Source organism: Rossellomorea aquimaris (assembly GCF_000935355.1).
In the GTDB taxonomy this organism is placed as follows: Bacteria; Bacillota; Bacilli; order Bacillales; family Bacillaceae_B; genus Rossellomorea; species Rossellomorea aquimaris_B.
Window position 1 is genome coordinate 426,863 of the sequence record NZ_JXZC01000001.1, and the last position, 23,903, is coordinate 450,765.

The window sequence follows — 23,903 nt, forward strand, 5'->3', positions numbered from 1 at the left end:
GTTCATCCTCCTGTAGCTTATTCCCCTTATACATACGAACGACTTCTGTAAAAGTTTCATTTCATTAAAAGAAGGCCGACACTCTTTCGTCAGCCTTCTCATTTCGACTTATTCAATAATTTGGAGTTCTTTTGGGAAGTTGGTCAAAGTTTCATACCCGTCCTTTGTTATAAGTACATCGTCTTCAATTCTTACTCCGCCAATTTCGGGTACGTAAATACCAGGCTCTATTGTATAGGTCATTCCTTCTTTTAATATCCCATTATTTAAATGACTCATTGATGGAAATTCATGTACGTTGATCCCAAGGCCGTGACCGATTCGGTGTGGGAAATAGTCTCCATACCCTGCTTCTGAAATGATATCACGGGCGATTTGATCAAGATCACCAATGCGGTGGCCGGGCTTACTTGCATCTAGTGACGCCAGTTCTGCTTTTAAAACCGTGTTGTAGATCTCTTTTTGTTTCTCTGAAACCGATTTATATGCGAATGTACGTGTAATATCTGAAGTGTAGCCTTCAAGGACAACTCCGAGATCAAATAATACGAAGTCCCCGGCTTTCAGTTTGCGATTTCCCGGATTACCGTGTGGATCTCCAGCCTTTTCACCAAATAGGACCATCGTAGAAAACGACATTTCACGAATGCCTTTTTTCTTTAATTCATATTCAATCTTCGCAAGAACTTCCATTTCTGTTATGCCTTCTTGGAGGGCACTTACACCTACTTCTACCCCGAAGTCCGCCATTTTTGCCGCTCGGCGCATGATTTCAATTTCTTTCTCGTCCTTCACTACGCGCATCTCGTTTAATTTGTCTTCAACATTCACTACATTGGGTGAATCAAAGATGTTTAAGAATGCTTGACTTCGCCCATAGGTAACTACTTCATTTTCGAAAGCAACCTTGCCTCCATTTATACTTCTCTTTTGAATGGCTGACTGAATGAATTCCCATGGATTTTCATGATCAGAGTAGCCAATCACTTCATTGTTCCAGCCGGCATCCTTCACTTGACGTGCTTCCATTCCAGGAACTACGACAAATGGCTCTGCATCCGGAAATACAAATAGCCCCATTAAGCGCTCATGTGGATCTGTGTGGAAATTCGTTAAGTAGAATACATTTTCAGTTGAATTAATAAATGCTGCGTCGATCTTCTCTTCCTTCAACCAGTTTTTTAACATTTCTATACGCTGTTTCATCGTGTATTCCTCCTAGATGTTATGTAATCGTTTAATATGAGCATATCTATGCTAACATATTTCGAAGAAAGTTTGAACTATACGTATAATATGGGATGGTTTTTTAAGGGGGGCATGTTTTTTTGATAGGGTGAAGCTTTTCCTACCTCTTGCCTATAAAGTACGCGGGGTGTTTGTGTTATAATTTGAAACATACAGTGAATGTAGGGTGGGAGTGGCCACTTCCTTATAGAAGGAGGTGGTGCTTATAGTGACAACGTATGAGGCGTTAACGCTAATGATTACCTTTGGCTCTTTAATTGTCTCCATCATTGCCGTAGTTATTTCGAATGACAAAAAGAAATAACCCCACCCTCATGAAGCGCCTAAACTTTGAAGGGTAGAGTTATGTTCCTTTCTCTATTGGGCCACTGCTTTCCTTGCAGTTTGCTGTGTAGCAAGAGACATTGGTTGCCGCCAGTGTCTCTTGTTTTTTCATTATGCTCTACTTTTAAGATAGTATAAATCCCGTCGGAAATCAAGTGGAGTACAAGCAGATCTTAGGGGGAAAAAACTTTTTTCCTCTAACGTAAAACACTTAATCATTTCCTACTTTATTTGTTGAGGAAGCTAAATATGAATAAAAAATAAAGCTTAGAGAAAGATTCTCTAAGCTTTATTTTTTAATATACAGGGTCCGACTTTTTAGGTTTGCGAACAAACGCCATGATTCCTGCAATGAGGAACAGAAGTCCAGGAACAAAACCAAATCCAATCGTGCCGAGTCCGATGACAAGCGCAGCGATGATAAACATGATTCCAGATAATTTTGGCTTCTTATTTTTTACAATGGACACTACAGCAATGATGCCAAGAATGGATGCAATGATTCCCAAAATCACCAGGTAAGATCCCATTGATTCAGCCGTTTCAATAATGGTAGATATATCTCCTGCTGTCATTTCTTCGTTTTGCAGGTTTGGATCACTTGCCATACCTTCTTCGATTTGGGACATGACCTCAGGATTACTCATTCCCATATTAAGTACGATTCCGATGATGGAAAATAATGCGGATAAGATAATTCCGATGACTCCCATCACTACTTCTCCTGTTCGTTTCACCATTCTACTCTCTCCTTTATAAATAAATACTATATAATTTATTGAGCTTAAACGACACTATCCCTTTGAAGATAGTGTGTTTAGCTTCTTATTCAGGTAGGCTTCCAGGATGGAATGATCCTCTGGAAATCCCAGGGGCAGGTCCTTTAACTCTTGAAGTGAAAACCATTCGATTTTATGTATTGATTGATCAGGGTCCTGTAAGGTTGCCTCTCCTCCAAGGAGCTGGACTTCGTAGTAATGAATTCTTGTAGAGATTCTCCCTTCATTCCCCCACTTTGTATACAAATGTTTTCCCACTTCAACATCATAGCCTGTTTCTTCCCAAACTTCACGTTTACAACATTCCTGAAGTGATTCGCCCCCTTCCAATCCCCCAGAAGGAACCGACCATCTCTTCTCTTCTTTCTCTTTCCCCTGTAACACCATCAATAAACGGCCTTCATGGATGCAAAGAGCAGATGCACCAATCCATTCATTCAATCAATCACCTCATTTCGTGTGGAAAGATTCAAACTAATTTAGTGATTCCATAAGTTAATGGATCTCCTTAAGCATATTCTCTCTTTTGACAAAATTCTCCTTCAAAAGAATAATATTCTTTAAATTCAGACATTATTCTGCCTTGCTATAAGGTCCGTCCTTTTTAGTATTTTTCATTCCGAGTTTTTTTAAGATGATCTTTTCCATGATGCTCCATGGCAGGATGGTTTTGATCAGTAGGGTTAATCGCACTCCTTTTCCTATGGGAATTCTAAAGGCTTTTTTCTTGTTTAGAGCTATTTCACCTACGATCGTTGCAACCTCCCTGGGATCTCCTAGAGTAGCTGCACCTTCTTGAATTTCCGAGTTGATGGCCTCCATATAACCAAAGTAAGGAGAGTTTTTTTGCATCGAGAGTGGAGTGACTTTCTTTCCTGATGTCCAGATATTCGTACGATAAGAACCTGGTTCGATCAGGTGTACAGATATGCCAAGGGGCTTGAGTTCCAATCTCAGACTTTCGGTGTATCCCTCTAAAGCGTGTTTTGAAGAAACATAAGGACTGAGTCCAGGAAAACCGAATCTGCCACTAATGCTGCTCATATTGATGATTTTACCTTCTCCTTGCTTTCTCATAAATGGGAGGACAATTTGAGTCATTCTCATGACACCAAAAACATTGGTCTCGAATTGTTCACGGAACTCATCGATTGTCACTTCTTCTGCAAATCCTGCACCGGCAAACCCTGCATTATTAAGGAGAATGTGCACCTTGCCCAAACCATTAAGATAGATAGAGAATTCCTTAATGGATGCTTCCGAGGTTACGTCCAATGGATGAAGCTCAACTAAATCCCCCACATTTAGTTCCTCAGCCCGTTGAAGCAATGCACTTCCTTTATGAATGTCTCTCATGGAGGCGATTACTTTATATCCAAGTTGTGCCAGCTCCAGCGTTGAGAGAAAACCAAACCCGCTATTAGCCCCCGTCACTACAGCTATTTTATGATCCAATCCAGCTTCCTCCCCATTTTTTCTTTCTATTAGTATAGCAATAATATCCTTATCCATTTAGTTTTTTTGTTGAAAAAATGCAAAAAAAGGGTGGCTTCATCCCATTGAAGCCACCCTTTTGACGAGGAAGTCGTGTCAATTTCTATTCTTAATCTACAGCAATCCCATATGATATTCAACGACACTAAGAAGGGATGAACAGTTCTCTCGGGAAATGAACAGTCATCTACTGTCAATTTCATCAACTATTCATATATTTATATAATTGTAAGCATATTTATTAAACTTTAATTCGGGCGGATGAAGCAAGGAGAAGAGCAAAATACAAAAAGGCAGAAATGAAATTCTGCCTTTTTTCTTGCTTATGACTGAAGATCGACTGGTACCACTGCATTCTTCAACTCATTGTGCAAATCAAGAGTATATTGTTTTTTCTGCTCTATATTCCAATTCAGAAGTTTTGCCATCACATCAATGACAGGTTCCTTCCATTTCTCCACCCATTCACGGTCGAAGAATAAAGCTCCTGTTCGTCGAATGAAGAAATCAACAGGAGTTGCGGCCATCTCTTCCTGAATCGCATAAATCAGTTGTGCATACAAGTAAGGAGGGACGGAGCCTTCGTTGCTTCCGCTATAAGCGTGGGCAAGCTTGAATAGCTGATCAACATTAGATCCATACATTCCCGCAAGTTTGCGGCCCTCTTCTTCAGTCAATCCATATTGAACGGCTTCTCCTGCCTTTTGATCAATAAATGATTGGAAATTCTTCGATCCCCCTACATGGCCGCCGGAAATCGGCATATGCTTCGTGGAGGAAGATGGGAACTTCTGCTTGTTTTTTTCTTTTAATCGTGTTGAAACAAGGTCAACGACGTGTTCACCCATCTTGCGGTAACCTGTCAACTTACCTCCTGCAATGGTGATCAGACCGCTTTCAGCTTCCCAAACCTCATCTTTACGCGAAATTTCAGAAGGGTCCTTTCCTTTTTCAAATATCAGCGGACGCACGCCTGCCCAGCTCGATTCTACATCATCCTTCCCTACTGATACATCGGGAAACATGAAATGAATCGCATTCAAAATATAATCCCTGTCTTCTGACGTCGTATTAGGGGATGCTTTCTCAGAGTCAAAGAAGGTGTCCGTGGTCCCTACATACGCTTTCCCATCGCGTGGAATAGCGAATACCATCCGTCCATCAGGTGTATCGAAATAAACGGCCTGTCGAAGGGGGAATTTGCTTTGATCGATGACAAGATGGACCCCCTTCGTCAAACGAAGCTGCTTGTTATTGGTGCTGTAATCCTTGCCGCGGACATCATCGACCCAAGGACCGGCGGCGTTGACAATTTTTGATCCGCGAATTTCAATCGTTTCCCCTGTCACCAGGTCTTCTGCTTCTATTCCAACTACTTTCTTGTTGTCATAGAGGAAGCGCTGGGATTTCATATAGTTTAAGGCCGTTGCCCCATGAGCAACTGCTTCCTTCATGACTTCAATGGTTAAACGTGCATCGTCGGTACGGTATTCTACATAGTAACCTCCGCCTTTTAAACCATCTTTTTTGACGAGGGGCTCTTTCGTTAACGTTTCCGATACCGATAGCATGGATCTTCTTTCACTTCGCTTAACACCAGCGAGATAGTCATATACCTTCAGGCCGATCGAGGTACTGAATTTACCGAATGTCCCTCCTTTATGCAGGGGTAATAGCATCCATTCGGGAGTTGTGACATGAGGTCCGTTTTCGTAAACGATTTCCCGTTCTTTCCCTACTTCTGCAACCATTTTCACTTCAAATTGTTTTAAATAACGTAAGCCTCCGTGGACCAATTTTGTTGAACGGCTGGACGTACCCGCCGCAAAATCCTGCATCTCCACCAGAGCAACCTTCATTCCCCGCTTGGATGCATCGAGGGCGATGCCTGCACCGGTAATTCCCCCTCCGATTACAATCAGGTCGAATTGATTCGATGACAATGTATGTTTCACTTCTTGTCGGGCAGTACTTGAAAATGTCATAGTTGGTTCCTCCTAGGATTTAAGAAATGATTTAAACTCTCACTCTACTGTTTAACCATAAAAAAAGAGACCGAAACAAACATCATGGACGTAGTGTGCCATAATGCAAGTTTGGTCTCTCTTGGTCTCTAACCGTTTTATTAACTTGGTCTCATTATATCATAGAAATCTTTTATTTAAAAGCCATAGTTGCTTTTACAGCTTTTTTCCAACCATTGTATAGTTCTTCCTGTGTCTCAGGGGCCATAGCCGGTTCGAATTGTTTATCTTTATTCCACTGCTTGAAGATTTCTTCACGGTTCTTCCAGAATCCAACGGCAAGGCCCGCTAAATAGGCAGCGCCAAGAGCGGTGGTTTCATTGACTACCGGGCGTTCAACCGGTACGGATAACATGTCGCTTTGGAATTGCATCAAGAAATCATTCTTTACTGCCCCTCCATCGACTCTCAGCTTTTTAAGGGAAATTCCGGAATCTGCTTCCATGGCAGTCAAGACATCTTTCGTCTGATAGGCAAGTGATTCCAGGGTGGCTCTTACAAAGTGTTCCTTCGAGGTGCCTCTGGTTAACCCAAATACAGCACCGCGAACGTCACTATCCCAATAAGGAGTTCCCAATCCTACAAATGCAGGGACAACGTATACTCCATCAGTTGACTCCACTTTTTCTGCATATTCCTGGCTGTCCTTTGCATCTTTCAGCATACGGAGTCCATCGCGAAGCCACTGAATAGCAGATCCGGCAACGAAAATGCTCCCTTCAAGAGCATATTCCACCTTTCCATCGATTCCCCAGGCAAGTGTCGTTAATAGTCCATTATCAGACTTCACCGCTTTTTCACCCGTATTCATCAGCATAAAGCAGCCTGTGCCGTACGTATTCTTAGCCATGCCTTTCTCATAACAGGCCTGTCCGAACAATGCGGCCTGCTGATCCCCTGCTGCACCTGCAATCGGGATCTCCCTCCCAAAGAAATGATATGGGACGGTTTTTGCATACACTTCCGATGAGGGACGGACCTCCGGGAGCATACTTTCAGGTACACCAAGTATGTCCAATAGCTCTTCATCCCACTTCAGGTCATAAATATTATACATAAGTGTGCGTGAGGCGTTGGAGTAGTCCGTTACGTGAGCGGTTCCACCTGACATTTTCCAAATCAACCAGGTATCAATCGTTCCAAACAGAAGCTTTCCTTCTTCCGCCCTTTCTTTAACTCCATCGACGTTGTCCAGGATCCATTTCACCTTCGTTCCGGAAAAATAAGCATCGATCAGTAATCCGGTTTTATCACGGAAGGTCTCGTTTAATCCTTGTGATTTTAAATCATCACAGATTCCGGCAGTTTGGCGGGATTGCCAGACGATCGCATTGTAAACCGGGTCTCCTGTCTCCTTATCCCACACAACGGTCGTTTCACGTTGATTTGTGATTCCGATACCTTCTATTTGTTCAGGTTTCACACTTGATTCCGATAAAACGCTTGCAATGACGGCCAGAACGGATCCCCAAATTTCATTTGCACTGTGCTCTACCCAGCCCGGTTTGGGAAAATGCTGAGTAAACTCTTTTTGTGCAGTATGAACGATTTGCCCTTGTTTATTAAAAAGGATGGCTCTTGAACTAGTTGTTCCTTGATCCAAAGATAAAATATATTTCTCCATTGATAACCCCTCCAAAGATTAATTTTCAGTTGATAATTGATGTACTTTTTTAGCTAAACTGGTCTTTCTGTCACTTGCGTATGCAAGTCCAAGGACGGCAAGAGTGATCACAAGAACCACCCAGAAGCTTGTCGTGACTTGTCCAATGAATACCGCTTTATAAAATACGCCTCCAAACGATCCACCTAATACCGGACCGACTACCGGAATCCACGAATATCCCCAGTTGGATGGTCCCTTTCCTGGAATCGGGAGCAGGAAGTGAGCGATCCGTGGTCCTAAATCACGTGCAGGGTTAATGGCGTAGCCAGTCGTCCCACCGAGTGAGATCCCGATTGCGATAATAAGGAATCCGACGATAAATGGATTCAATCCGTCTGTAAAGGTATTCGCCCCTATAGATAATAATCCTACTACCAAAACAAAAGTTCCAATGATTTCACTCAATAAGTTTGAAAAATAATGCGGAATGGCCGGTCCGGTAGCAAAAACCCCTAATTTCACGCCCGGGTCCTTTGTTGCATGCCAATGGGGCAAAAAGTGTAAATAAGTAACCGTTGCCCCGATGATCGCCCCGATCACTTGAGCAAGAATGTATTCAGGTACACTGCTCCATGGGAAATCCCCATTGAACGCTAGTCCCAATGTGACAGCCGGATTTAAATGAGCCCCGCTGAACTTCCCGACGGCGTATACGCTCATGGCAACACCCAAGCCCCATCCAAATGCTATGACGATCCAACCAGAGTTATAAGCATATGACTTTTTGAGGTTCACATTGGCACAAACCCCAGCTCCGAAAATAATCAGTAAAGCTGTACCTACCACTTCTCCTAAAAATGCATTCATACATCATCCCTCATTTCAATTAGATATTGCACTGTTTTAATCTGCAGCTGGACGTTAACCAGTATGTGTGAAACGTCTGTCCTGAAGAAAGAACTTGTGGCACAGCCGCTCCTCGAGGTTTTATGAGGCTTTTTAGCTCGTTTACCCCATATCTGTCTGTGATAATCTTGTTATTCAAGCCTCTTTATTGTTAAAGGCTGTTGAAAAAAATAAAAAGACTCACGGAATATGCCCATCAATAGCAGGCAATTCACGTGAGTCTCTTCATCTCTTTCACAACGTATTAACTTGTGAACAATATTACTTCACAATGAAAGCGGTGTCAATGGATTTTTGTGAATTTTCATCTGTCAAAATGTTTCCAGAGTACCCGATCAGAAGTCGTGATCGCCGTTGCGCCTGCCTCAATTGCTGCTTCCACTTCCTCCACTGTGTCAATCAGTCCGCCTGCAAAAATGGGCTTGCCCGTCTTTTCACCTATTTCTTTTATTATTTTAGGAACCACACCTGGCAGCACTTCAATAAAGTCGGGATCTGTCTTATGTATAAGTTCAATGCTCCGATTCATGGCACTTGAATCAATCACGAACATTCGTTGAGTGGCAAATACACCTTTTTGCCTTGCTTTTTTTATCACATTTCCTTTAGTGGATATAATGCCATAGGGTTTGATTTCCTGACAGACATATTCTGCAGCATACTCATCACTTGATAACCCGTGAATTAAATCCAAATGTAAAAACATCTTTCGATTCTGGTTTCGTGCATAGTCGAAGACGCTCTTCAGCATCCCGACATGGAGGTCGAGAAACACACCATATTGAAAAGAGGTTTCAAGCATTTTATCAAAGTCCTTCATAGAGCGGATGGCAGGCATTATCTTTTGACCTTCAAAACTCATCACATTACCCCCTTATAGATGTAGCATGTATGTTTTCACAAGGAGAAATTATACCATAAATGATGCTCTATGTTATATATCACCCATATTGTATTGATTTTACCACAATATAACATTTTATGGGACCGGCATATCCATCAGGCGTAAAGTTAGATTCCGTTAAAGATGAGAGATATAATCATCTTAAAAATACTTTAAAGGAGTGTTCAAAATGAGTTCACCTTATACTCTACTGTTTTCAAAAGGCAACCTCGGCGCCGGCTTAACTAAGAATCGTTATATAGTTGCACCCATGACCCGGGTGAGTGCAGGTGAAAATGGCGTGGCAAATGAAACGATGGAAAGGTATTACGAACGCTTCGCAAAAGGCGGTTTCGGCGTTATCATTTCAGAAGGAATATATACAGATAAACAATACAGTCAGGGATACTTCAACCAGCCGGGCATTGTAAATAAAGAGCAAATAGAAGCATGGAGGAAAATTGTTCAAACGGTTCACAGTCACGGATCCTTGATGATTGCTCAGCTTATGCACGCAGGAGGACAAAGTCAAGGGAATGCCTATGAAGACAATACTAAAGCACCATCTGCCATTGCACCAAAAGGTGATCAGCTTGGATTCTACGGAGGGTCCGGCCCTTTCCCTGTTCCGGAAGAAATGACGATGGACGATATTGAAGCTGTCAAAAAGTCCTTCGTGGAAAGTGCTGTAAATGCCAAAGAAGCAGGCTTTGAAGGTGTAGAAATTCATGGTGCCAATGGTTATTTACTGGACCAGTTCTTGACGGATTATTTAAATAAACGCGAAGATGAATACGGTGGCCCGCTTGAAAATCGACTTCGTCTACTAACCGAAATCATCCACGATGTCCGGAGTGCTGTTGGGGATGACTTTGTGGTAGGGATTCGTATTTCTCAAGGGAAAGTGGCTGATCAAACTTATAAATGGCCAGAAGGTCAAGCCGCTGCAGAGACCATCTTTACATCATTAGGAAAAACGGAATTAGATTATATTCATACAACAGATGGAGATGGTTCTGAACCGTCCTTCGGGGAAGGTAGCATGACTCTCGCCGAGGCTGCCACTTCTTATAGTCAATTACCGGTAATTGCCAATGGTCAACTCGGTGATCCCTCTAAAGCAGAAGTACTTCTGCAAAAAGAGCAGGCTGAGTTTATCAGCTTAGGTACAAGTGCCCTTGCGAACCCGGATCTTCCGAATAAGGTTGAAAAAGGCTTGGATCTTGAGAAGTTTGACTTTGAAAGAACCTTGCTTCCTCAAGCATATGTGAAAAAACATGAGCTTGAGATGAACATTGTTGAATAAGTTTAATGTAAAAGAAGAACCCTTTACTGACATTAAGGGTTCTTCTTTTTATGATTCTAGTCGGAAGTAAGCTGACACTTAACACTTATACACCAATAGAATCTGCAATCAGATGTCTTCTTTTTGATCAAATGAGGGACCTTATTTCTTTTTTCCAAAAAGGGACCGAATACGTGCTTGCATTTCAGTTTTACTGTGATATTCGAACATACCGATTCCATTCCCCCATGGATCCTGAAAGGTTGCCCATTTTACCGGGACTTCTTCTCTTTCATGAATGTCAAAGTGCTTGGTACCTAAAAGGGATGACAGTCTTTCCCTTTCTCTGCCAATATCTTCAACGCCTAGACGGATGGGACCTGAATTTGGCGTTGGGGTACCTTCTGCTACTTGGAGCCAACAGCCAGGAATGAGTTCCCATTCAGCGAATCCGTCGTGGGGGATGAAATCAGGAGTACGATTTAATAATGTTTCATACCATCGTTGCCCTTCTTGCATATCTGTTACTCGGACTTGCACGGTCATTTCATAAATCATGGTTTATCTCCTTTACTATTAAATTAAATGTGTCGTGGGGTTAGTGGCTTAAAGAAGAAGCTAAAGCAATCAACTAGACTCTAGCTGGCTCCTTTCATTTATATAGCCCAGTTCCCATTACGGAAAATAGCGATTTTCCTTCCATCACGGCACACTCCATCTATATTCATCTGGGCAGAACCAATCATGAAATCTTCATGAACCACACTTTCATTAAGCCCCTTAGCCTCCCGTTCTTCATCTGATAAAATGTCTCCATCCTTTATGCACGTTGGATAAGAGGAACCGATCGCTAGATGATTGGATGCATTTTCATCAAATAAGGTGTTAAAGAATAGAACGCCAGAATCAGAGATAGGTGACTGATGTGGAACAAGTGCCACCTCACCTAGGTAGGCTGCCCCTTCATCCGTCAAAATCAATTTTTTCAGGATTTCCTCTCCTTTTCTTGCCGTTACATTCGTAATTTCCCCATCATTAAAAGTAAGGGTGAAGTCTTCAATGACGTTGCCATTGTAAGCAAGTGGCTTGGTGCTTATAACTGTGCCATTGACTCCGGTTTTCACAGGAACAGTATAAACTTCTTCTGTCGGCATATTGGCAATGAAATGTGTTCCTTGTGGTGTTTTGCTCGCCCCCGTCAGCCACAGGTGATCTTCATGGAGTTCTATGGTCAGGTCCGTCCCAGCCGATTGGTAGAGCAGGCTTTCAAGCTTTAAGTCATTAAGTTCGCTTGCTTTGTCGGTCAGGGTTTGGATATGGGTTTGCCAAGCGAGGACGGGATCTTCATGATCGATGCGGACGGACGTGAATATACGGTCCCATAGGCTTGCTATTCTCTCTTTCTCAGGCAAGCCAGGAAAGACTTTATCGGCCCATTTCTGCGAAGGGATGGCTACGATCGACCAGCTGATTTGATCTTTTTCGATGGCTTCATAGAAACGGTCAAGGGCGTCTCCACTTGCTTTTTCAAAATTAAGGATCCGGTCTGGATCGATTCCCTTCAGCAGGTCCGGGTCATTGGCTTCTATCTGAAGGAAAGCTCCTTTATGGTCCACAACCCACTCATGAGCAGCAGACAGCCAGCTTGGATATTCATAAAAGGTATCATCCGGGGCCATTTCATAATGTGTTCGCATAATCTCCTCGTCATACCATTGAACATGTACATTTCTGGCCCCGGCAAGATAGGCTTCCTTTACGACGATGCGCACAAAATGTTCAGTTCCGAGGGGAGCAGAGATCCAAAGTGGCTGATCATGTTGAACATTTACTCCCACTTTAATGGCAAGCTCTGCGTATTGTTTTATTTTTTTGTCGAAATCTTTATGTATGGTCATTTGGTTATCTCCAATTCTTGTATTCTATTAATGTAGGCCATCATCTTTTTTTGAGTTTCTTCCAGAGCTTCACCGTGTCGTCCAACCTGAGCCATTCCATAAAAGAGTTCGCCAAATCGATCTGCTTCCTCATTCCGCGGAATAACATGCATATGATAATGAGTTAACTCGTTGTAGATGCCTCCATTCTGACAGATAGTAATGCCGTTGGGTACATATAGTGCTTGTATGGTTTGTGCAACTAGTTGAGAAGCCTTCATAATGGAGAGGCTCTCAGCCTCATCCAATTCCGTTACTTCCACTTTATGTCTTTTGGGGAGGATCAGGGTATGTCCTGGGTGATGCGGGACATGGTCCAAAAAGCAGGACACATGATCATCTTCGTAAATGATAAATACTCTCTCCTTTTTATTTGCAAGTCGGCAGCCTAGGCATTCTTCCATTCATATACCTCCAATTTAAAGGAATTCCACCATTAATGTCGAAATCTGTTTGAATAGCTTAAATACATGCTTCTCTCATCTTATCATGTAAAAGAAAGAAGGTCAGAAATTAATGGAAATTCAATTGCTCAATGAAAAAAATGCCGAAGCTTATTGGCAGCTTCGTTTGGAAATGCTGAAACAAAGTCCTTCGAGCTTCGGTGGCAGCTATGAAGAAGCCCTCGCCCGTCCCAATCCAATTGAAGTGACAGCCGGGAGACTTGTACAAAAGGGCAGCTACACGTTTGGTTGCTTTGTTGACGGGAAACTGGTCGGAGCGGTGACCCTCGTACGTGAAGGTGCTTTAAAAATGAAGCATAAAGCTTCTATTTTTGCCATGTATGTGGCCCCTTCCCATCGTGGGAAGGGATTCGCAAGAAGGTTGATTCAAACCGCCATCACACAAGCAAAAGAGGAGGATGGCATTGAACAAGTCATGATTACAGTTGTAACAACCAATGAAACAGCGAAGGGGCTCTATCACTCTTGTGGATTCAAGCCATACGGAACGGAAAAGCGGGCATTGAAATATAACGATGAATATTTCGATGAAGAATTGATGGTGTTATTCTTATAATTCTCTTTTCATAATACATGATAATCAAAGCTAATAAGTAAGAAAGCAACGACAAAGACTGATAGCACCAGTGCCCGAAAAGGATTTCTGTAGTGAAGGCTCAGCATAGGAAACATAATAAAATAAAACAGTAGCGTCCACCAAAGGTTCCATCCTTCAAAATATTCAATGGATTCCATAGTCCACGCTGCCCATTCTATCAAAATGGCGACACCTATGTATTTAAAATTATAAAGGATTTTCATCCTGATTTCTTCAGGATAGTGGCTTAAAAATAGAACCACAAGGCAAGGATAAGCGATCATCGTGTAAAGAGAATCCGTGACGAACATATTGATGAAAAATCCATCAAGTTCCCAAACTGCCTTCATGGTGTAGCTGATATACTGATAAAACATATTGAAAAAACTAAAGTAATAGATGGTGGGAAGAAATTCTTTCCATCTATTCCAGGATCCCCACTTCAAGGAACTGAGAATTATCACCACAATGACTACAATATGAAACATGGGATCCCCCCCATAGCCCGACTCATAATATAGATGTTAGTGTTACCAAATATTTGGTAATTCATTCCTCGGTCTATTGCGGTGCACCATTCTTAAGGAAGGAAAATAGATCTGCCACTTTGTTACTGAACTCCCGTAAATAATAAAATAATAAAGGTATTCTTCCCCCCCATAGTTGTATCGCTTGTTATACATTTTTACCACCACCACGTTATAAGCAGGAATTACGAGAATTGTTGGACCGGTGACGCCTACTATTTGATAAGATCCAGCAGGTACCCTCTCACCGAGTTCACTTTTTTTTCGTGGAATGTCTTGAACGTACCAAAACAGACCGGTCCCAGGTAATGAGGTATCAGAATACGAAACATTTTGAATGGAGGTGGCAGCCTCAATCACTTTAGAGGGAACGATTTGTCTTCCATTCATCATGCCTTTTTGAACATGTAGCTGTCCCCAGAGAGCAAATTCCCTGGGAGATACAAATAAATTCTTCTCCGTTCCATCTGAAGCTGCCCCCAGTCCAGGTAGTGCAGGTTTATCAATGTGGTCGATGATAGGTACAAGATTTTCATCTGGTTCCGTTCTCCATCCCGTTTCACTAAACCCCAATGGTGTAAAAACCCTCTCGTTTAAAAGTTGAGGGTAACCTTTCCCATACAGTCGGTGAATTAATTTTGTCATTATGTCCACACCCACGTTACAGTATTCCCATTTGCTACCGGACTCGAATTCCCGAAAGATGTATCCATTCTCGTCGGTATTTAGTCCGTGGGAATGAGTTACAAGGTGACGGATCGTTGTACCTTTATACAGATCTTTATCAAACTCAGGAAAATAATGAGTGATTGGATCATCCAGGCATGAGATATATTTATCATGTAAAGCGTAGGCAACCGAAAGACCTAAATAACTTTTACGGGCAGAAGCTACATTAAATTGAGACTGTTCTGTGATATGAGAAGCATATTTTCCGTGGGAGTGCCTGCCGCTATAATGCTCCAATAGAACCTGATTATCTTTTAAGATATAAAGGGCTGAAGCGGAGCTCCCATTTTTATATTTAATGTCGTCAACCCAGGAGATCAATTCCTTTAGTGGTCCTTGTAGGGTCCCCTTCAAGACTTCTTCCACTCGTCTGCGAGCATACCGTATACAATATGATCCACATAATGATCATAAATCCATTCTCTTTGCCTCAGCTTCCCTTCTTCCTTGAATCCAAGACGCTCGGGGATCGCTCGACTGCGATGGTTGAATTCCGCAGCGGTAATTTCAACCTTATTCATTTTTAAGTATTCAAATGCGTATTTCGTAAGCCCCTTTGCAACTGTCGTCATAATTCCTTTTCCCTGGTAGCCTTCACCTAACCAATAGCCGATGTACGCCACTCTGTTTGACCAGTCAAGTACGTTGAATCCTGCTACTCCTACTATTTCACTTTGATAGATGATGCCAGTAGTCAAACTCTTATCATTCGCGAAGCCCAAACGTGTACCTTTAATGAATTCCTTTGAATCATCCACCGTTTTTGAGTAATCAACCCATGGGAGCCACTCACGCAGATAGGATCTGGACTGATCAGTCAGTTCATGGATTCGTTCAGCATCCTGTAAATCGAGAAGTCTTAATTCTAATTCGTCGTTTAGTTTATATGTAAACATGATGATTGCCCCTTTATCCTTTTTGAATGATGACTTTATATTGATAGGGTTTGAGAATTCGCATGACGATTGGCTTTTCTTTCGTTTCGTAATGTCGATTCCACCCATACATTTTTCTAAGCATCGTTAGGGTTTGCTTGTAGTTTCCTTTTTTGAATCCATATTTCTCTTCTATGTAGCGTTTGAGTATCCGAAAATTCCGCTTCCTTTTTGGTGTATCAAGAAAGATGATAAGATCTGCCTCTTCAAGACATTTGTACATCCATTCTTGATAATGTACGCCTTCGATGATCCACGATTCCCGATTTAGTATTGAGGTAAGTATGTCTCTTCGTTGGGCTTCCTTATTTCTACTATCTCCATCGGGGTGTCTTCTCCACATCACATTATCAAGTTCATAATAGGGAATCCCTCTTTCCTTTGAAAGGCGGCGAGCGAGTGTGGATTTTCCGCTTGCGACGGAGCCAATGATGTGAATTCTCTTAGCTGTGTTCATGAGGATTGACGGTCTTTGACTATTAGATAATCCGAGATAACCTGTTTAAAGCGGTCTGCTTCCTCGTAATGGGGTGTATGACCACTATGTTTAAAATGAACGATACTACCGTTTGCTGCATCTCTATGAAATGTTTCTACATGTTTTTCACATGTAACCGGATCATACTCCCCTGTCAGAAGAAGCATAGGTGTTTCTATTAGCTTGATTCTATCCAACAAACTGGTAAAAATGACGCCTTCTTCCCGGAGAAGATGATAGTGATGATCTGAACGGTCGTATAAGGTGTCCCATTCTTCGTCTGTGTAAGTAGCATAATAGTCAGTAGGGTTATCAAAATTATGTGTATAGATTTGCATTTGGTGTTCTCCAAGTTCGTCACTAAGCTGCATATAGATTTCTGTGAAGTCTCTTGGAGAAAGGTCTTCCTCAGCCAATTTCTTAGCCTTCTCTTGCAACTCAAACTGATTGTATTTTCCGAATAATTGAGCGGTTTTCTTAAGCAGTCCTCTAGATGTCAGGGTGAAATCGAAGGTGGGACATTCGAAAATGACTTTCTCGATGGATTCAGGATACTGGGATACATATGCAAGAGCAAGGAACCCTCCAAAGGAGTGGCCTAGTACAGACCATTTGTCGATTCCTAATTCCTTTCTGAGTGCTTCACAATCTTCTACCAGATCCTGAAAACCAAACTCTTCTTTTTCTTGAATGGCTTCTGAGCGACAAACACCTCTTTGATCGATCGCAATAAGATAAAAATGGTTCCCTAATCGTTCACTTTGATGAAACGAGAAATCATAGCAACTCTCACCAGGGCCCCCGTGCAGGTATAGTAAGGCTGGATTTTCCTTAGAACCATGGGTTTCGACATGAATACCCTTATTCCGAATGTTCATGATTTTTGATTTCATTAATAAAAGCTCCCTTAGCTGATTTCTGTTCCTCATTAGACTTCTATAAGATGTAGGTATTTTCCTTTTTTATGTAGGGATATGTTGGTCCATGTCGGAAATGGTTTGATATAATACAGAAGATTGGGGGCGCTGAAATGGAAAAAACAAAACAAAATAAACTCATATATATCATGTTCTCCTTCACTTCTCTGATTAATTTTCTTGTGTTTTGGTTAGATCCGAAATCCTACATGTATTTGGCCATCAGTCTTATCTTTTTTATGAATGCCTGTGTTTTCTTTATTAACAGCAGGGTGCCGGATGGCGACTACTGGAGGCGTTGGGAAACCATTCGAAGGAAAGGGAAATGGTTCTTTTCTTTTGTTTATGGGTCGTTGATTACTGGTTTGATATTCTCAGTGATCCTCTATGGAGTGATCAGAGACTACCTTCCACTTTTGATGGTATGCTGTATAGCAGGCGGATGGCTATGGGGATATCTCATGTGGGTGATGAATGAAAAGCGATATAATGTTTTGAGGAAATAGGCAGAAAAAACGTCCTGGTATGGGACGTTTTTTTTGATTATTTGAATGTTTGAATGACTTTTCCTTTTCCACCGGAGACCTCTACTTCTCCATATGCTCCGTTGATAAAAGTCATTTGAGGAGGCTGGTGCCCACAGTCAATATCATACACGATTGGAACATCTAGTTCGCCGGATAACTCTTGGTAGACATCTTCAATCAAATAATCACCTACAGGAGTGTTGCTAGCACTTCTTCCAAACAGAATTCCGGAAGAATGGTCGAACCAGCCGGCTAATTTCATCTGTACAAGTGTCCGGCGCAGATCTGCGGTATTTAGTTCACAGTTTTCAAAATACCAGAGAATGGTTTCATTCTTTATATGCTTCTCTCTAAAATCTGCTATGTTTCCATAAGGCGTTCCGATCAAGTGCCTGATGACATCTATGCAGCCTCCGAGTAGACGGCCATTGACCTTTACATCTTGATTTCCTGCAGTTTTCCAAATAGTTGGCTCATTCAAGTGAAAGACTGTTGGAGAAGGCTGGTCGTGATTCCATTCTTTTTGATAGTGCTGGGATGAGTATTGAGTAACAGATGATCCTTTTTTCGTTGAGAGCACGGTTTCCCATTGTGCCGTCGTCGGATCGGAGTACTCTCCTCTCAGATCAACGAGATTGGTTCCATGGGCAGTGGCGATTCCAGTTTTTAACGTTAGAGCCAGTAATAGCACACTCGTGTCGGAATAACCAAGCAGCCATTTATTTTTGATATGTTCATAATCAATGAGTTCCAGGATTTCTATGAGTAGTTCCCCGCCCCATGGCGGGAGAATGAGGGCGACTTTATTGTCCTGCAACATTTGGTTCAATTCAGTGGCTCTCTTTTGGGCAGGGGAAGATTTTGCTTTATGCTGCGTCCATACAGTCTCTCCGCATTTTACGGAGTAGCCTTTACTTTCCATTTTTGAGATGGATTGCTTTAACAAATCATGCAGTTCTTGAGGAACTCCTGATGAAGGAGCGGTCACGCCTATTGTGGCGTGTTTTGACAAAAGTGGGTATGTAATCATAGTCTTTACCTCCAAACAGTTTAAACGATTTTACCAGATTGGAAGGTTTGGAGCAAGAATTATTTTCCAGTTTCGATAAGAGGGACGGACCTCAGCCGACCACATCTCTCTATAAAATGAGGATTCTCCTCAAAGAAAGGTCCGTCCCTCTTTTTGACAATAATATGAACGATTTGAAAAGGTTTTGGGGTTTGGGGGCGCTTATGTGGTTTGTGTGGTAAAATAATTTGGTTGTGTAAACTAGGTTTTGGAGGTATTGGTTTGAAGAAGAATGCAATGAAGCAAAGCCTGTCGGTTTTGATGATATCCTTTATGGCCATGACGCCTTTTCAGCAAACGGCGCATGGGAAGACAAAATTAGATATAAATGCAGATGCTGCGATTTTAGTGGAAGCAGATACGGGTAAGATTGTTTATAAGGAACATGAAGATCAGCTGCTCGGTATTGCCAGCATGACGAAGATGATGACAGAATACCTTGTGTTAGAAGCCATTCAAGAAGGAAAGGTCAAATGGGATCAAACGTATAAAGTAAGTGACAAAGTCCATCAATTAGCGAATGCACCAGGCTTGAGCAATGTCCCCTTAAGAGCGGACGAAGAGTATACGGTAAGGGAATTGTATGATGCCATGGTGATCAAATCAGGAAACGGTGCAGCGATTGCACTTTCCGAAGTCGTAGCAGGTTCTGAGGGAGAATTTGTAAAGAGGATGAATGCAAAGGCGAAGGAACTCGGATTTGAACATTATCAATTTGTTAATTCTTCCGGACTGAGTAACTATGATATGCTCGGCATGTTTCCGAAGGGAACGGATGTAAATGATGAAAACATGGTATCGGCTGAAGATATGGCCACTTTGGCTTATTACCTCATTCACGATTTTCCAGAAGTATTAGAGACATCGAAGCTCCCTTCCAAAGTTTTCAGACCGGGGACAAATGAAGAACTCCTCATGAAGAATACAAACGGCCTTTTAAAAGATAAAACCTATTTTTATAAAGGTGCAGATGGATTAAAGACAGGTACGACACCCTTTGCAGGTTCCACTTTTACCGGGACTGCAGAACGTGATGGGGTACGATATATTTCAGTCATTTTAGATGCAAAGGATGAATATGGTCAGCCCAGCAGTGCCGAGCGCTTCATTCAAACGACAGAACTTCTTGATTATGGATTTAATCAGTTTGAGACGGTTAAGTATACTTTAAATGATATTGATATGAAAAAGGAACACACGTTAGACGTTCCAGACGGTAAGGAACAAACGGTAACCATTAGAATAGACAAGCCTCTATCTATCCGTGTTACAAAAGAAGAGAAAGAAAAAGTGAAAGCTTCAGTCAAATTAGAGGAAGATAAGCTTAACAACGATGGTACTCTTCAAGCTCCCATTCAAAAAGGTGAAAAAATTGGTGAAATGTTGATCGAAACCCCTGAAAAGAACGAGTATATCTTTGATAAAAAACAACCTTCCTATAAAGTTGATATATATGCCGCCGAGTCCGTAGAGAAGGCCAGTTGGCTAGTACGAAGCGCACGAAGCATTCAAGGTTTTTTTGGAGATTTGTTTTGATTGAGCTGGCTACATTATAGATTTGATGTTGCTTTTCTATCCAGTTCGTGTCAAGCTTACTAAGTTAGAGGATATAGAAAGAAGGTGGCATAATGATCGAAGTGAAAATATCATCTCTTAGTGACGGTGATCTTAATCGCGGCGTTTTTGCAAAAAGAGATATAGCCAAAGGAGAGCTGGTTCATGAAGCACCAGTCATCCCCTATCCCAATGAGGAACATGAACATATTGAAAAAACATTCCTTGCGGACTATGTATTTGAATACGGAATCAATCACACAGCACTTCTATTAGGATATGGAATGTTGTTTAACCATTCATATACACCAAATACAATTTACGAAATAAATTTCGATAACCATACCTTCGACTTTTATGCCTACAAAGACATTCAAGCTGGCGAAGAATTGCTCATTAATTATAATGGCGAAGTGGATAATGATGAACCGCTTTGGTTTAATAAAGATAAAAACGAAGATGAATAATTAAAAGGGACTTCCACTTGGAGGTCCCTTTTCTTTTACTGACTAATGATTTTCAGGAACTCAGATTCTGGTTTCATTACCTTTATCCCTTTATCTGATTTCATATAGATTTCCTTGTCTCCTTCGTATAGGACTTCAACTTTTAAATCATCAAACAGATAGGTTTTCTTACTTGAACGGGGTTCGGTTGATTGGTCATCCCAATCAATGCCATCGTTGATAAAATCAACTAAAGACTGTATGGTTTCCTTATCGTTGATCGTCCGGCAGGATTCATTACCAGAATCAACATAAACACATGCGTTTTTGGGAGGCCCCTCTATCCAAACAGATGAATGATAAATAGGATGTTTGTCAAATATGACTTCTGTATAGCCTTCCCCTTGATTGAAATGGGATGAGATGGATAATTCTCCATCAAATCCTACTTTTCTCCAACTAGAATAAAAACCGCCCCAATCATTTTCAGGAGCATGATCGTCAATTGCTGAATCTAATTCACTTACCTCCCAACCCAATTTTGGAAGTTCCTCGAGATAAAAAACATAGATACCCATCCAATGATCGCCTTTCATTTTATAATTGCTCATTGTTGCTTCCAAGCCTTTATATAAAGGGATGTCATCATGTTCTTCGGGGATGATAGTCATTCCCTCGTAGGTACGGTCAGTCATCCTCTGATAGAAATACCAACTAAGGATCACAAGGAAGGTCAACATAAGATAATATAACCATTTTGTATTTTTCATTGAAACACCTCAGCAATCAGCCTACTCCAATTTCTCAGAGTCTCTTCATCTACCGTATTACCATTAATATTCATCATCATCTAAAAGCATCCCCAAGCTTTTCTTTTATCTTATCATAATTTTTTCCAAAAGAATTTTCCAAAAGAATGACATTAAAAAAAGATCAGAGGGACGGACCTCTGATCTACATTCATTATTTAAAAAGGTTGATATTAAGCCTTTTCTACAGAAAAGTTATTATTCAGAGGTCCGTCCCTCTTCAAGCTTCTCAAGGATTCGTCTTTTACGGTAGAGCATACGGCCGGTTTCGCCGATGTCTGAGATCATGGATTTGTTGATGAAGGAGCCGAACAGGATTCCTGCGATGGGAATCATTTGGAATAGTTTTTTCCATCCGAAGTTATCACGGAAGCTGATCATCACTTCCCTCCAGCCTTGAAGCTGGGAAAGGGTTTGTTCTCTTTTCTCCGTATCCTTTTTGTTAAAGTCCGATAGTTCGTGAAGGATTGCTTGTTTCCCTACTATATCTGAAGAAACGAATTGTAAACACTTTATTATGAAAATGCGCTCTTGTTGATCATTTGGATCGTACCCGTAACTTATTGCGATCTCCTGAAGAGTCTTAAGTGAGATACCCAGAATGAAAGGTATATCAATGCTTAGAGTCAGGAAACCGCCGATTCCGGTAGTCGCCCCCTGGGTCATGGCAACCTTTTTTCTCATGCCTACAATCCCTTCGCTTACTTCATCCATATATGAAAGGGGAAGCTTGGAAATATGCATTACCGATAAGTGAGGATTGTCTGTTCTCTTAACAAATCGCCTAACGACTTCTCTCTCACTTGTTAGGTAACTTCCTCCCTTTTGTATATAGCTCCCTATTTCATCCAGCGCTTGTCCGATCTTGTTATGCACCGTTTGAGGAGTGATCCGGTCAAGGATCATAAATGGAATACGGCCGAGCTTCTCCCAAAACCATAACCCTTTTTGATCCTCTGACCATTTATTAACGACTTCCAGTTCATGCAAAAGAGCTTCCCTTGTTTCTGATTCGTTCATATTACAGCAGCCTCCTTGTATCAAAGATAAACCAAAAAAATAACAGGCAATGAAAAGCCTGTTATTTCCACCTTATTGAACAATATCCTCTGTTTTCCCTTCAAGTATTTCAACTTTAATCGTACGTACCCGGCGATTATCCACCTCTTCTACGCTCACTTTCAAGTTTTCATAGTCGAAGCTGTCGCCCTCTGATGGAAGATCTTCGAAGCTTTCAACCACCCATCCCCCAATCGTATGGTAGGAACTTTCGGGCTCAGGTACATCAAGCAGCTCTGTGAATTCATCTAATTGATATTGTGAATCGAATCGATATTCTTTTTCACTGATTTTTCTCATGGAATGGGTCTTCTCATCCTGCTCATCCCATATCTCCCCTACGATTTCTTCCAAAATATCTTCGAGGGTGATGATTCCCGTCGTGCCGCCAAACTCATCCACTACAATGGCCATATGCACATTGTTCTTTTGAAGCTTGGTAAGCAGGGCGGAAATTTTGGATGATTCAAATACAAACATCGGTTCACGAATCAATTCCCGGATGTTCACTTCACCGAACTTGATCAAGTGAGTGAAGAATTCTTTCTCTGAAAGAATTCCTATGATGTTATCGATATGATCTTCATAAACCGGAATCCGTGAAAAACGTTCTTCAAAAAACATTTCTTTGATTTCTTCAATCGGTTGGTTCACCTCAACGGCCATGACATCGATCCGGGGCGTAAGGACCTCGGTAGCAAGGATATCATCAAAGTCCATGGAGCGGTGAATCAACTCCCTTTCTTCTTTATCAATGACTCCTTCTTCTTCACTAATATCAAGCATCACTTTTAACTCTTCCTCTGTGACAGATGGCATCTCGTGATTTTTCGAGAAGAACTTCGATACCAACTCTTTTAATTTGATAAAAAAGTAGTTGATCGGTGTAAGGATTTTGATTAAGAAGAACAGCACGCCGGATATGGTCAGGGAATAGGTTTCAGCGTTTTCTTTTGCCAATGATTTCGGCAGGATCTCCCCGAAAATCAGAATTAACAGTGTCATGACAAACGTACTGATGACAAGACCAGTGTTACCTCCGAATATATCTGTGGCAAGCTTTGCTGAAATACTTGCTGCGGCGATGTTTACAATGTTATTCCCGACTAAAATCGTAGACAGGGCTTTATCAAAATTCTCCGCAATATAATGAGCCTTGATGCTTCCTCTTCTTCCTTCACTTACGAAATTCATAAGCCTGATCTTGTTTACACTGGAGTAAGCCGTTTCCGCCGATGAGAAAAAGGCAGATAAAAGGATTAATGCTCCTAATAATACTAATGAATTCAGTGGTATATCGTCCAAAAAAAAGTCACTCTCCTGTAG

25 protein-coding genes and 1 pseudogene are annotated in these 23,903 nt (G+C 41.6%); 6 read left to right on the plus strand and 20 right to left on the minus strand.

Annotation, left to right across the window (positions count from 1 at the left end):
- Positions 1 to 108: 108 nt before the first annotated feature.
- Positions 109 to 1,206: a M24 family metallopeptidase gene (locus tag TV75_RS02260; RefSeq protein WP_044337014.1), complete on the minus strand. Its 1,098-nt coding sequence runs from the start codon at positions 1,204 to 1,206 to the stop codon at positions 109 to 111.
- Between the two features lie 250 nt (positions 1,207 to 1,456).
- Between TV75_RS02260 and TV75_RS22255 the strand changes: the two genes are divergently transcribed.
- Positions 1,457 to 1,552 carry a putative holin-like toxin gene (locus TV75_RS22255; RefSeq protein ID WP_253275457.1) on the plus strand — a complete coding sequence of 32 codons (96 nt, stop codon included), beginning with the start codon at positions 1,457 to 1,459 and terminating at the stop codon, positions 1,550 to 1,552.
- A 316-nt stretch (positions 1,553 to 1,868) separates the two neighbouring features.
- Here the strand turns inward: TV75_RS22255 and TV75_RS02265 are convergent, their stop codons facing one another.
- The 7 genes from TV75_RS02265 to TV75_RS02295 form a co-directional block, all read right to left on the minus strand.
- Complete coding sequence (locus TV75_RS02265) at positions 1,869 to 2,312, minus strand: DUF4064 domain-containing protein (RefSeq protein ID WP_082051114.1); 444 nt, start codon at positions 2,310 to 2,312, stop codon at positions 1,869 to 1,871.
- 54 nt (positions 2,313 to 2,366) lie between these two features.
- A complete protein-coding gene (locus TV75_RS02270) occupies positions 2,367 to 2,792 on the minus strand; it encodes an NUDIX hydrolase (protein ID WP_156142302.1) in 426 nt (141 codons plus the stop codon).
- 132 nt (positions 2,793 to 2,924) lie between these two features.
- Positions 2,925 to 3,806, minus strand: coding sequence for an SDR family oxidoreductase (locus tag TV75_RS02275; protein ID WP_216593396.1), 882 nt, complete (start codon positions 3,804 to 3,806; stop codon positions 2,925 to 2,927).
- A 362-nt stretch (positions 3,807 to 4,168) separates the two neighbouring features.
- The gene (locus TV75_RS02280) at positions 4,169 to 5,830 is read right to left on the minus strand and encodes a glycerol-3-phosphate dehydrogenase/oxidase (protein WP_044337016.1); all 1,662 of its coding nucleotides are present in this window, start codon (positions 5,828 to 5,830) and stop codon (positions 4,169 to 4,171) included.
- A 172-nt stretch (positions 5,831 to 6,002) separates the two neighbouring features.
- Entirely contained in the window at positions 6,003 to 7,493 is a 1,491-nt protein-coding gene (gene glpK / locus TV75_RS02285; RefSeq protein WP_044337017.1) for a glycerol kinase GlpK, read from the minus strand.
- 18 nt (positions 7,494 to 7,511) lie between these two features.
- The gene (locus TV75_RS02290) at positions 7,512 to 8,342 is read right to left on the minus strand and encodes an MIP/aquaporin family protein (protein WP_044337018.1); all 831 of its coding nucleotides are present in this window, start codon (positions 8,340 to 8,342) and stop codon (positions 7,512 to 7,514) included.
- A gap of 343 nt (positions 8,343 to 8,685) precedes the next feature.
- The gene (locus tag TV75_RS02295; protein WP_044337019.1) at positions 8,686 to 9,243 is read right to left on the minus strand and encodes a glycerol-3-phosphate responsive antiterminator; all 558 of its coding nucleotides are present in this window, start codon (positions 9,241 to 9,243) and stop codon (positions 8,686 to 8,688) included.
- A gap of 211 nt (positions 9,244 to 9,454) precedes the next feature.
- On the opposite strand from TV75_RS02295, the gene TV75_RS02300 reads away from it, so the two are divergent.
- A complete protein-coding gene (locus TV75_RS02300; RefSeq protein WP_044337020.1) occupies positions 9,455 to 10,570 on the plus strand; it encodes an NADH:flavin oxidoreductase in 1,116 nt (371 codons plus the stop codon).
- A gap of 141 nt (positions 10,571 to 10,711) precedes the next feature.
- Here the strand turns inward: TV75_RS02300 and TV75_RS02305 are convergent, their stop codons facing one another.
- From TV75_RS02305 to TV75_RS02315, 3 genes are all read right to left on the minus strand, one after another.
- On the minus strand, positions 10,712 to 11,107 hold the full coding sequence (locus TV75_RS02305; RefSeq protein WP_044337021.1) for a VOC family protein: 396 nt from the start codon (positions 11,105 to 11,107) through the stop codon (positions 10,712 to 10,714).
- A 98-nt stretch (positions 11,108 to 11,205) separates the two neighbouring features.
- Complete coding sequence (locus tag TV75_RS02310; RefSeq protein WP_044337022.1) at positions 11,206 to 12,447, minus strand: aminopeptidase; 1,242 nt, start codon at positions 12,445 to 12,447, stop codon at positions 11,206 to 11,208.
- The gene (locus tag TV75_RS02315) at positions 12,444 to 12,890 is read right to left on the minus strand and encodes an HIT family protein (protein ID WP_044337023.1); all 447 of its coding nucleotides are present in this window, start codon (positions 12,888 to 12,890) and stop codon (positions 12,444 to 12,446) included. Before TV75_RS02315 ends, TV75_RS02310 begins: the two co-directional genes overlap by 4 nt.
- A 112-nt stretch (positions 12,891 to 13,002) precedes the next feature.
- Between TV75_RS02315 and TV75_RS02320 the strand changes: the two genes are divergently transcribed.
- The gene (locus tag TV75_RS02320; RefSeq protein WP_044337024.1) at positions 13,003 to 13,506 is read left to right on the plus strand and encodes a GNAT family N-acetyltransferase; all 504 of its coding nucleotides are present in this window, start codon (positions 13,003 to 13,005) and stop codon (positions 13,504 to 13,506) included.
- 8 nt (positions 13,507 to 13,514) lie between these two features.
- On the opposite strand, the gene TV75_RS02325 is transcribed toward TV75_RS02320, so the two are convergent.
- The 5 genes and pseudogenes from TV75_RS02325 to TV75_RS02345 form a co-directional block, all read right to left on the minus strand.
- On the minus strand, positions 13,515 to 14,015 hold the full coding sequence (locus tag TV75_RS02325) for a CBO0543 family protein (RefSeq protein WP_044337025.1): 501 nt from the start codon (positions 14,013 to 14,015) through the stop codon (positions 13,515 to 13,517).
- Between the two features lie 73 nt (positions 14,016 to 14,088).
- Positions 14,089 to 15,137: pseudogene (locus tag TV75_RS02330) on the minus strand (serine hydrolase domain-containing protein).
- A complete protein-coding gene (locus tag TV75_RS02335; protein ID WP_044337026.1) occupies positions 15,134 to 15,679 on the minus strand; it encodes a GNAT family N-acetyltransferase in 546 nt (181 codons plus the stop codon). Before TV75_RS02335 ends, TV75_RS02330 begins: the two are co-directional and overlap by 4 nt.
- A 13-nt stretch (positions 15,680 to 15,692) precedes the next feature.
- Positions 15,693 to 16,175 carry a DNA topology modulation protein FlaR gene (locus TV75_RS02340; protein WP_044337027.1) on the minus strand — a complete coding sequence of 161 codons (483 nt, stop codon included), beginning with the start codon at positions 16,173 to 16,175 and terminating at the stop codon, positions 15,693 to 15,695.
- A complete protein-coding gene (locus TV75_RS02345; protein WP_082051115.1) occupies positions 16,172 to 17,089 on the minus strand; it encodes an alpha/beta fold hydrolase in 918 nt (305 codons plus the stop codon). Before TV75_RS02345 ends, TV75_RS02340 begins: the two co-directional genes overlap by 4 nt.
- 137 nt (positions 17,090 to 17,226) lie before the next feature.
- Between TV75_RS02345 and TV75_RS02350 the strand changes: the two genes are divergently transcribed.
- Entirely contained in the window at positions 17,227 to 17,619 is a 393-nt protein-coding gene (locus TV75_RS02350) for a hypothetical protein (protein WP_044337029.1), read from the plus strand.
- Between the two features lie 37 nt (positions 17,620 to 17,656).
- Here the strand turns inward: TV75_RS02350 and TV75_RS02355 are convergent, their stop codons facing one another.
- On the minus strand, positions 17,657 to 18,670 hold the full coding sequence (locus TV75_RS02355; RefSeq protein WP_044337030.1) for a S66 family peptidase: 1,014 nt from the start codon (positions 18,668 to 18,670) through the stop codon (positions 17,657 to 17,659).
- 261 nt (positions 18,671 to 18,931) lie between these two features.
- On the opposite strand from TV75_RS02355, the gene TV75_RS02360 reads away from it, so the two are divergent.
- Both TV75_RS02360 and TV75_RS02365 read left to right on the plus strand, forming a co-directional pair.
- On the plus strand, positions 18,932 to 20,245 hold the full coding sequence (locus TV75_RS02360) for a D-alanyl-D-alanine carboxypeptidase family protein (RefSeq protein ID WP_052504397.1): 1,314 nt from the start codon (positions 18,932 to 18,934) through the stop codon (positions 20,243 to 20,245).
- Between the two features lie 92 nt (positions 20,246 to 20,337).
- Entirely contained in the window at positions 20,338 to 20,730 is a 393-nt protein-coding gene (locus TV75_RS02365; protein WP_044337031.1) for an SET domain-containing protein, read from the plus strand.
- 35 nt (positions 20,731 to 20,765) lie between these two features.
- On the opposite strand, the gene TV75_RS02370 is transcribed toward TV75_RS02365, so the two are convergent.
- From TV75_RS02370 to TV75_RS02380, 3 genes are all read right to left on the minus strand, one after another.
- Positions 20,766 to 21,479 carry a hypothetical protein gene (locus tag TV75_RS02370; RefSeq protein WP_044337032.1) on the minus strand — a complete coding sequence of 238 codons (714 nt, stop codon included), beginning with the start codon at positions 21,477 to 21,479 and terminating at the stop codon, positions 20,766 to 20,768.
- A 237-nt stretch (positions 21,480 to 21,716) separates the two neighbouring features.
- Positions 21,717 to 22,538, minus strand: a complete 822-nt coding sequence (locus TV75_RS02375; protein WP_044337033.1) for an EcsC family protein — start codon at positions 22,536 to 22,538, stop codon at positions 21,717 to 21,719.
- Positions 22,539 to 22,610: 72 nt separating this feature from the next.
- Positions 22,611 to 23,882 (minus strand): hemolysin family protein, encoded by a 1,272-nt coding sequence (locus TV75_RS02380; protein WP_044337034.1) that lies wholly within the window; start codon positions 23,880 to 23,882, stop codon positions 22,611 to 22,613.
- Positions 23,883 to 23,903: the final 21 nt, after the last annotated feature.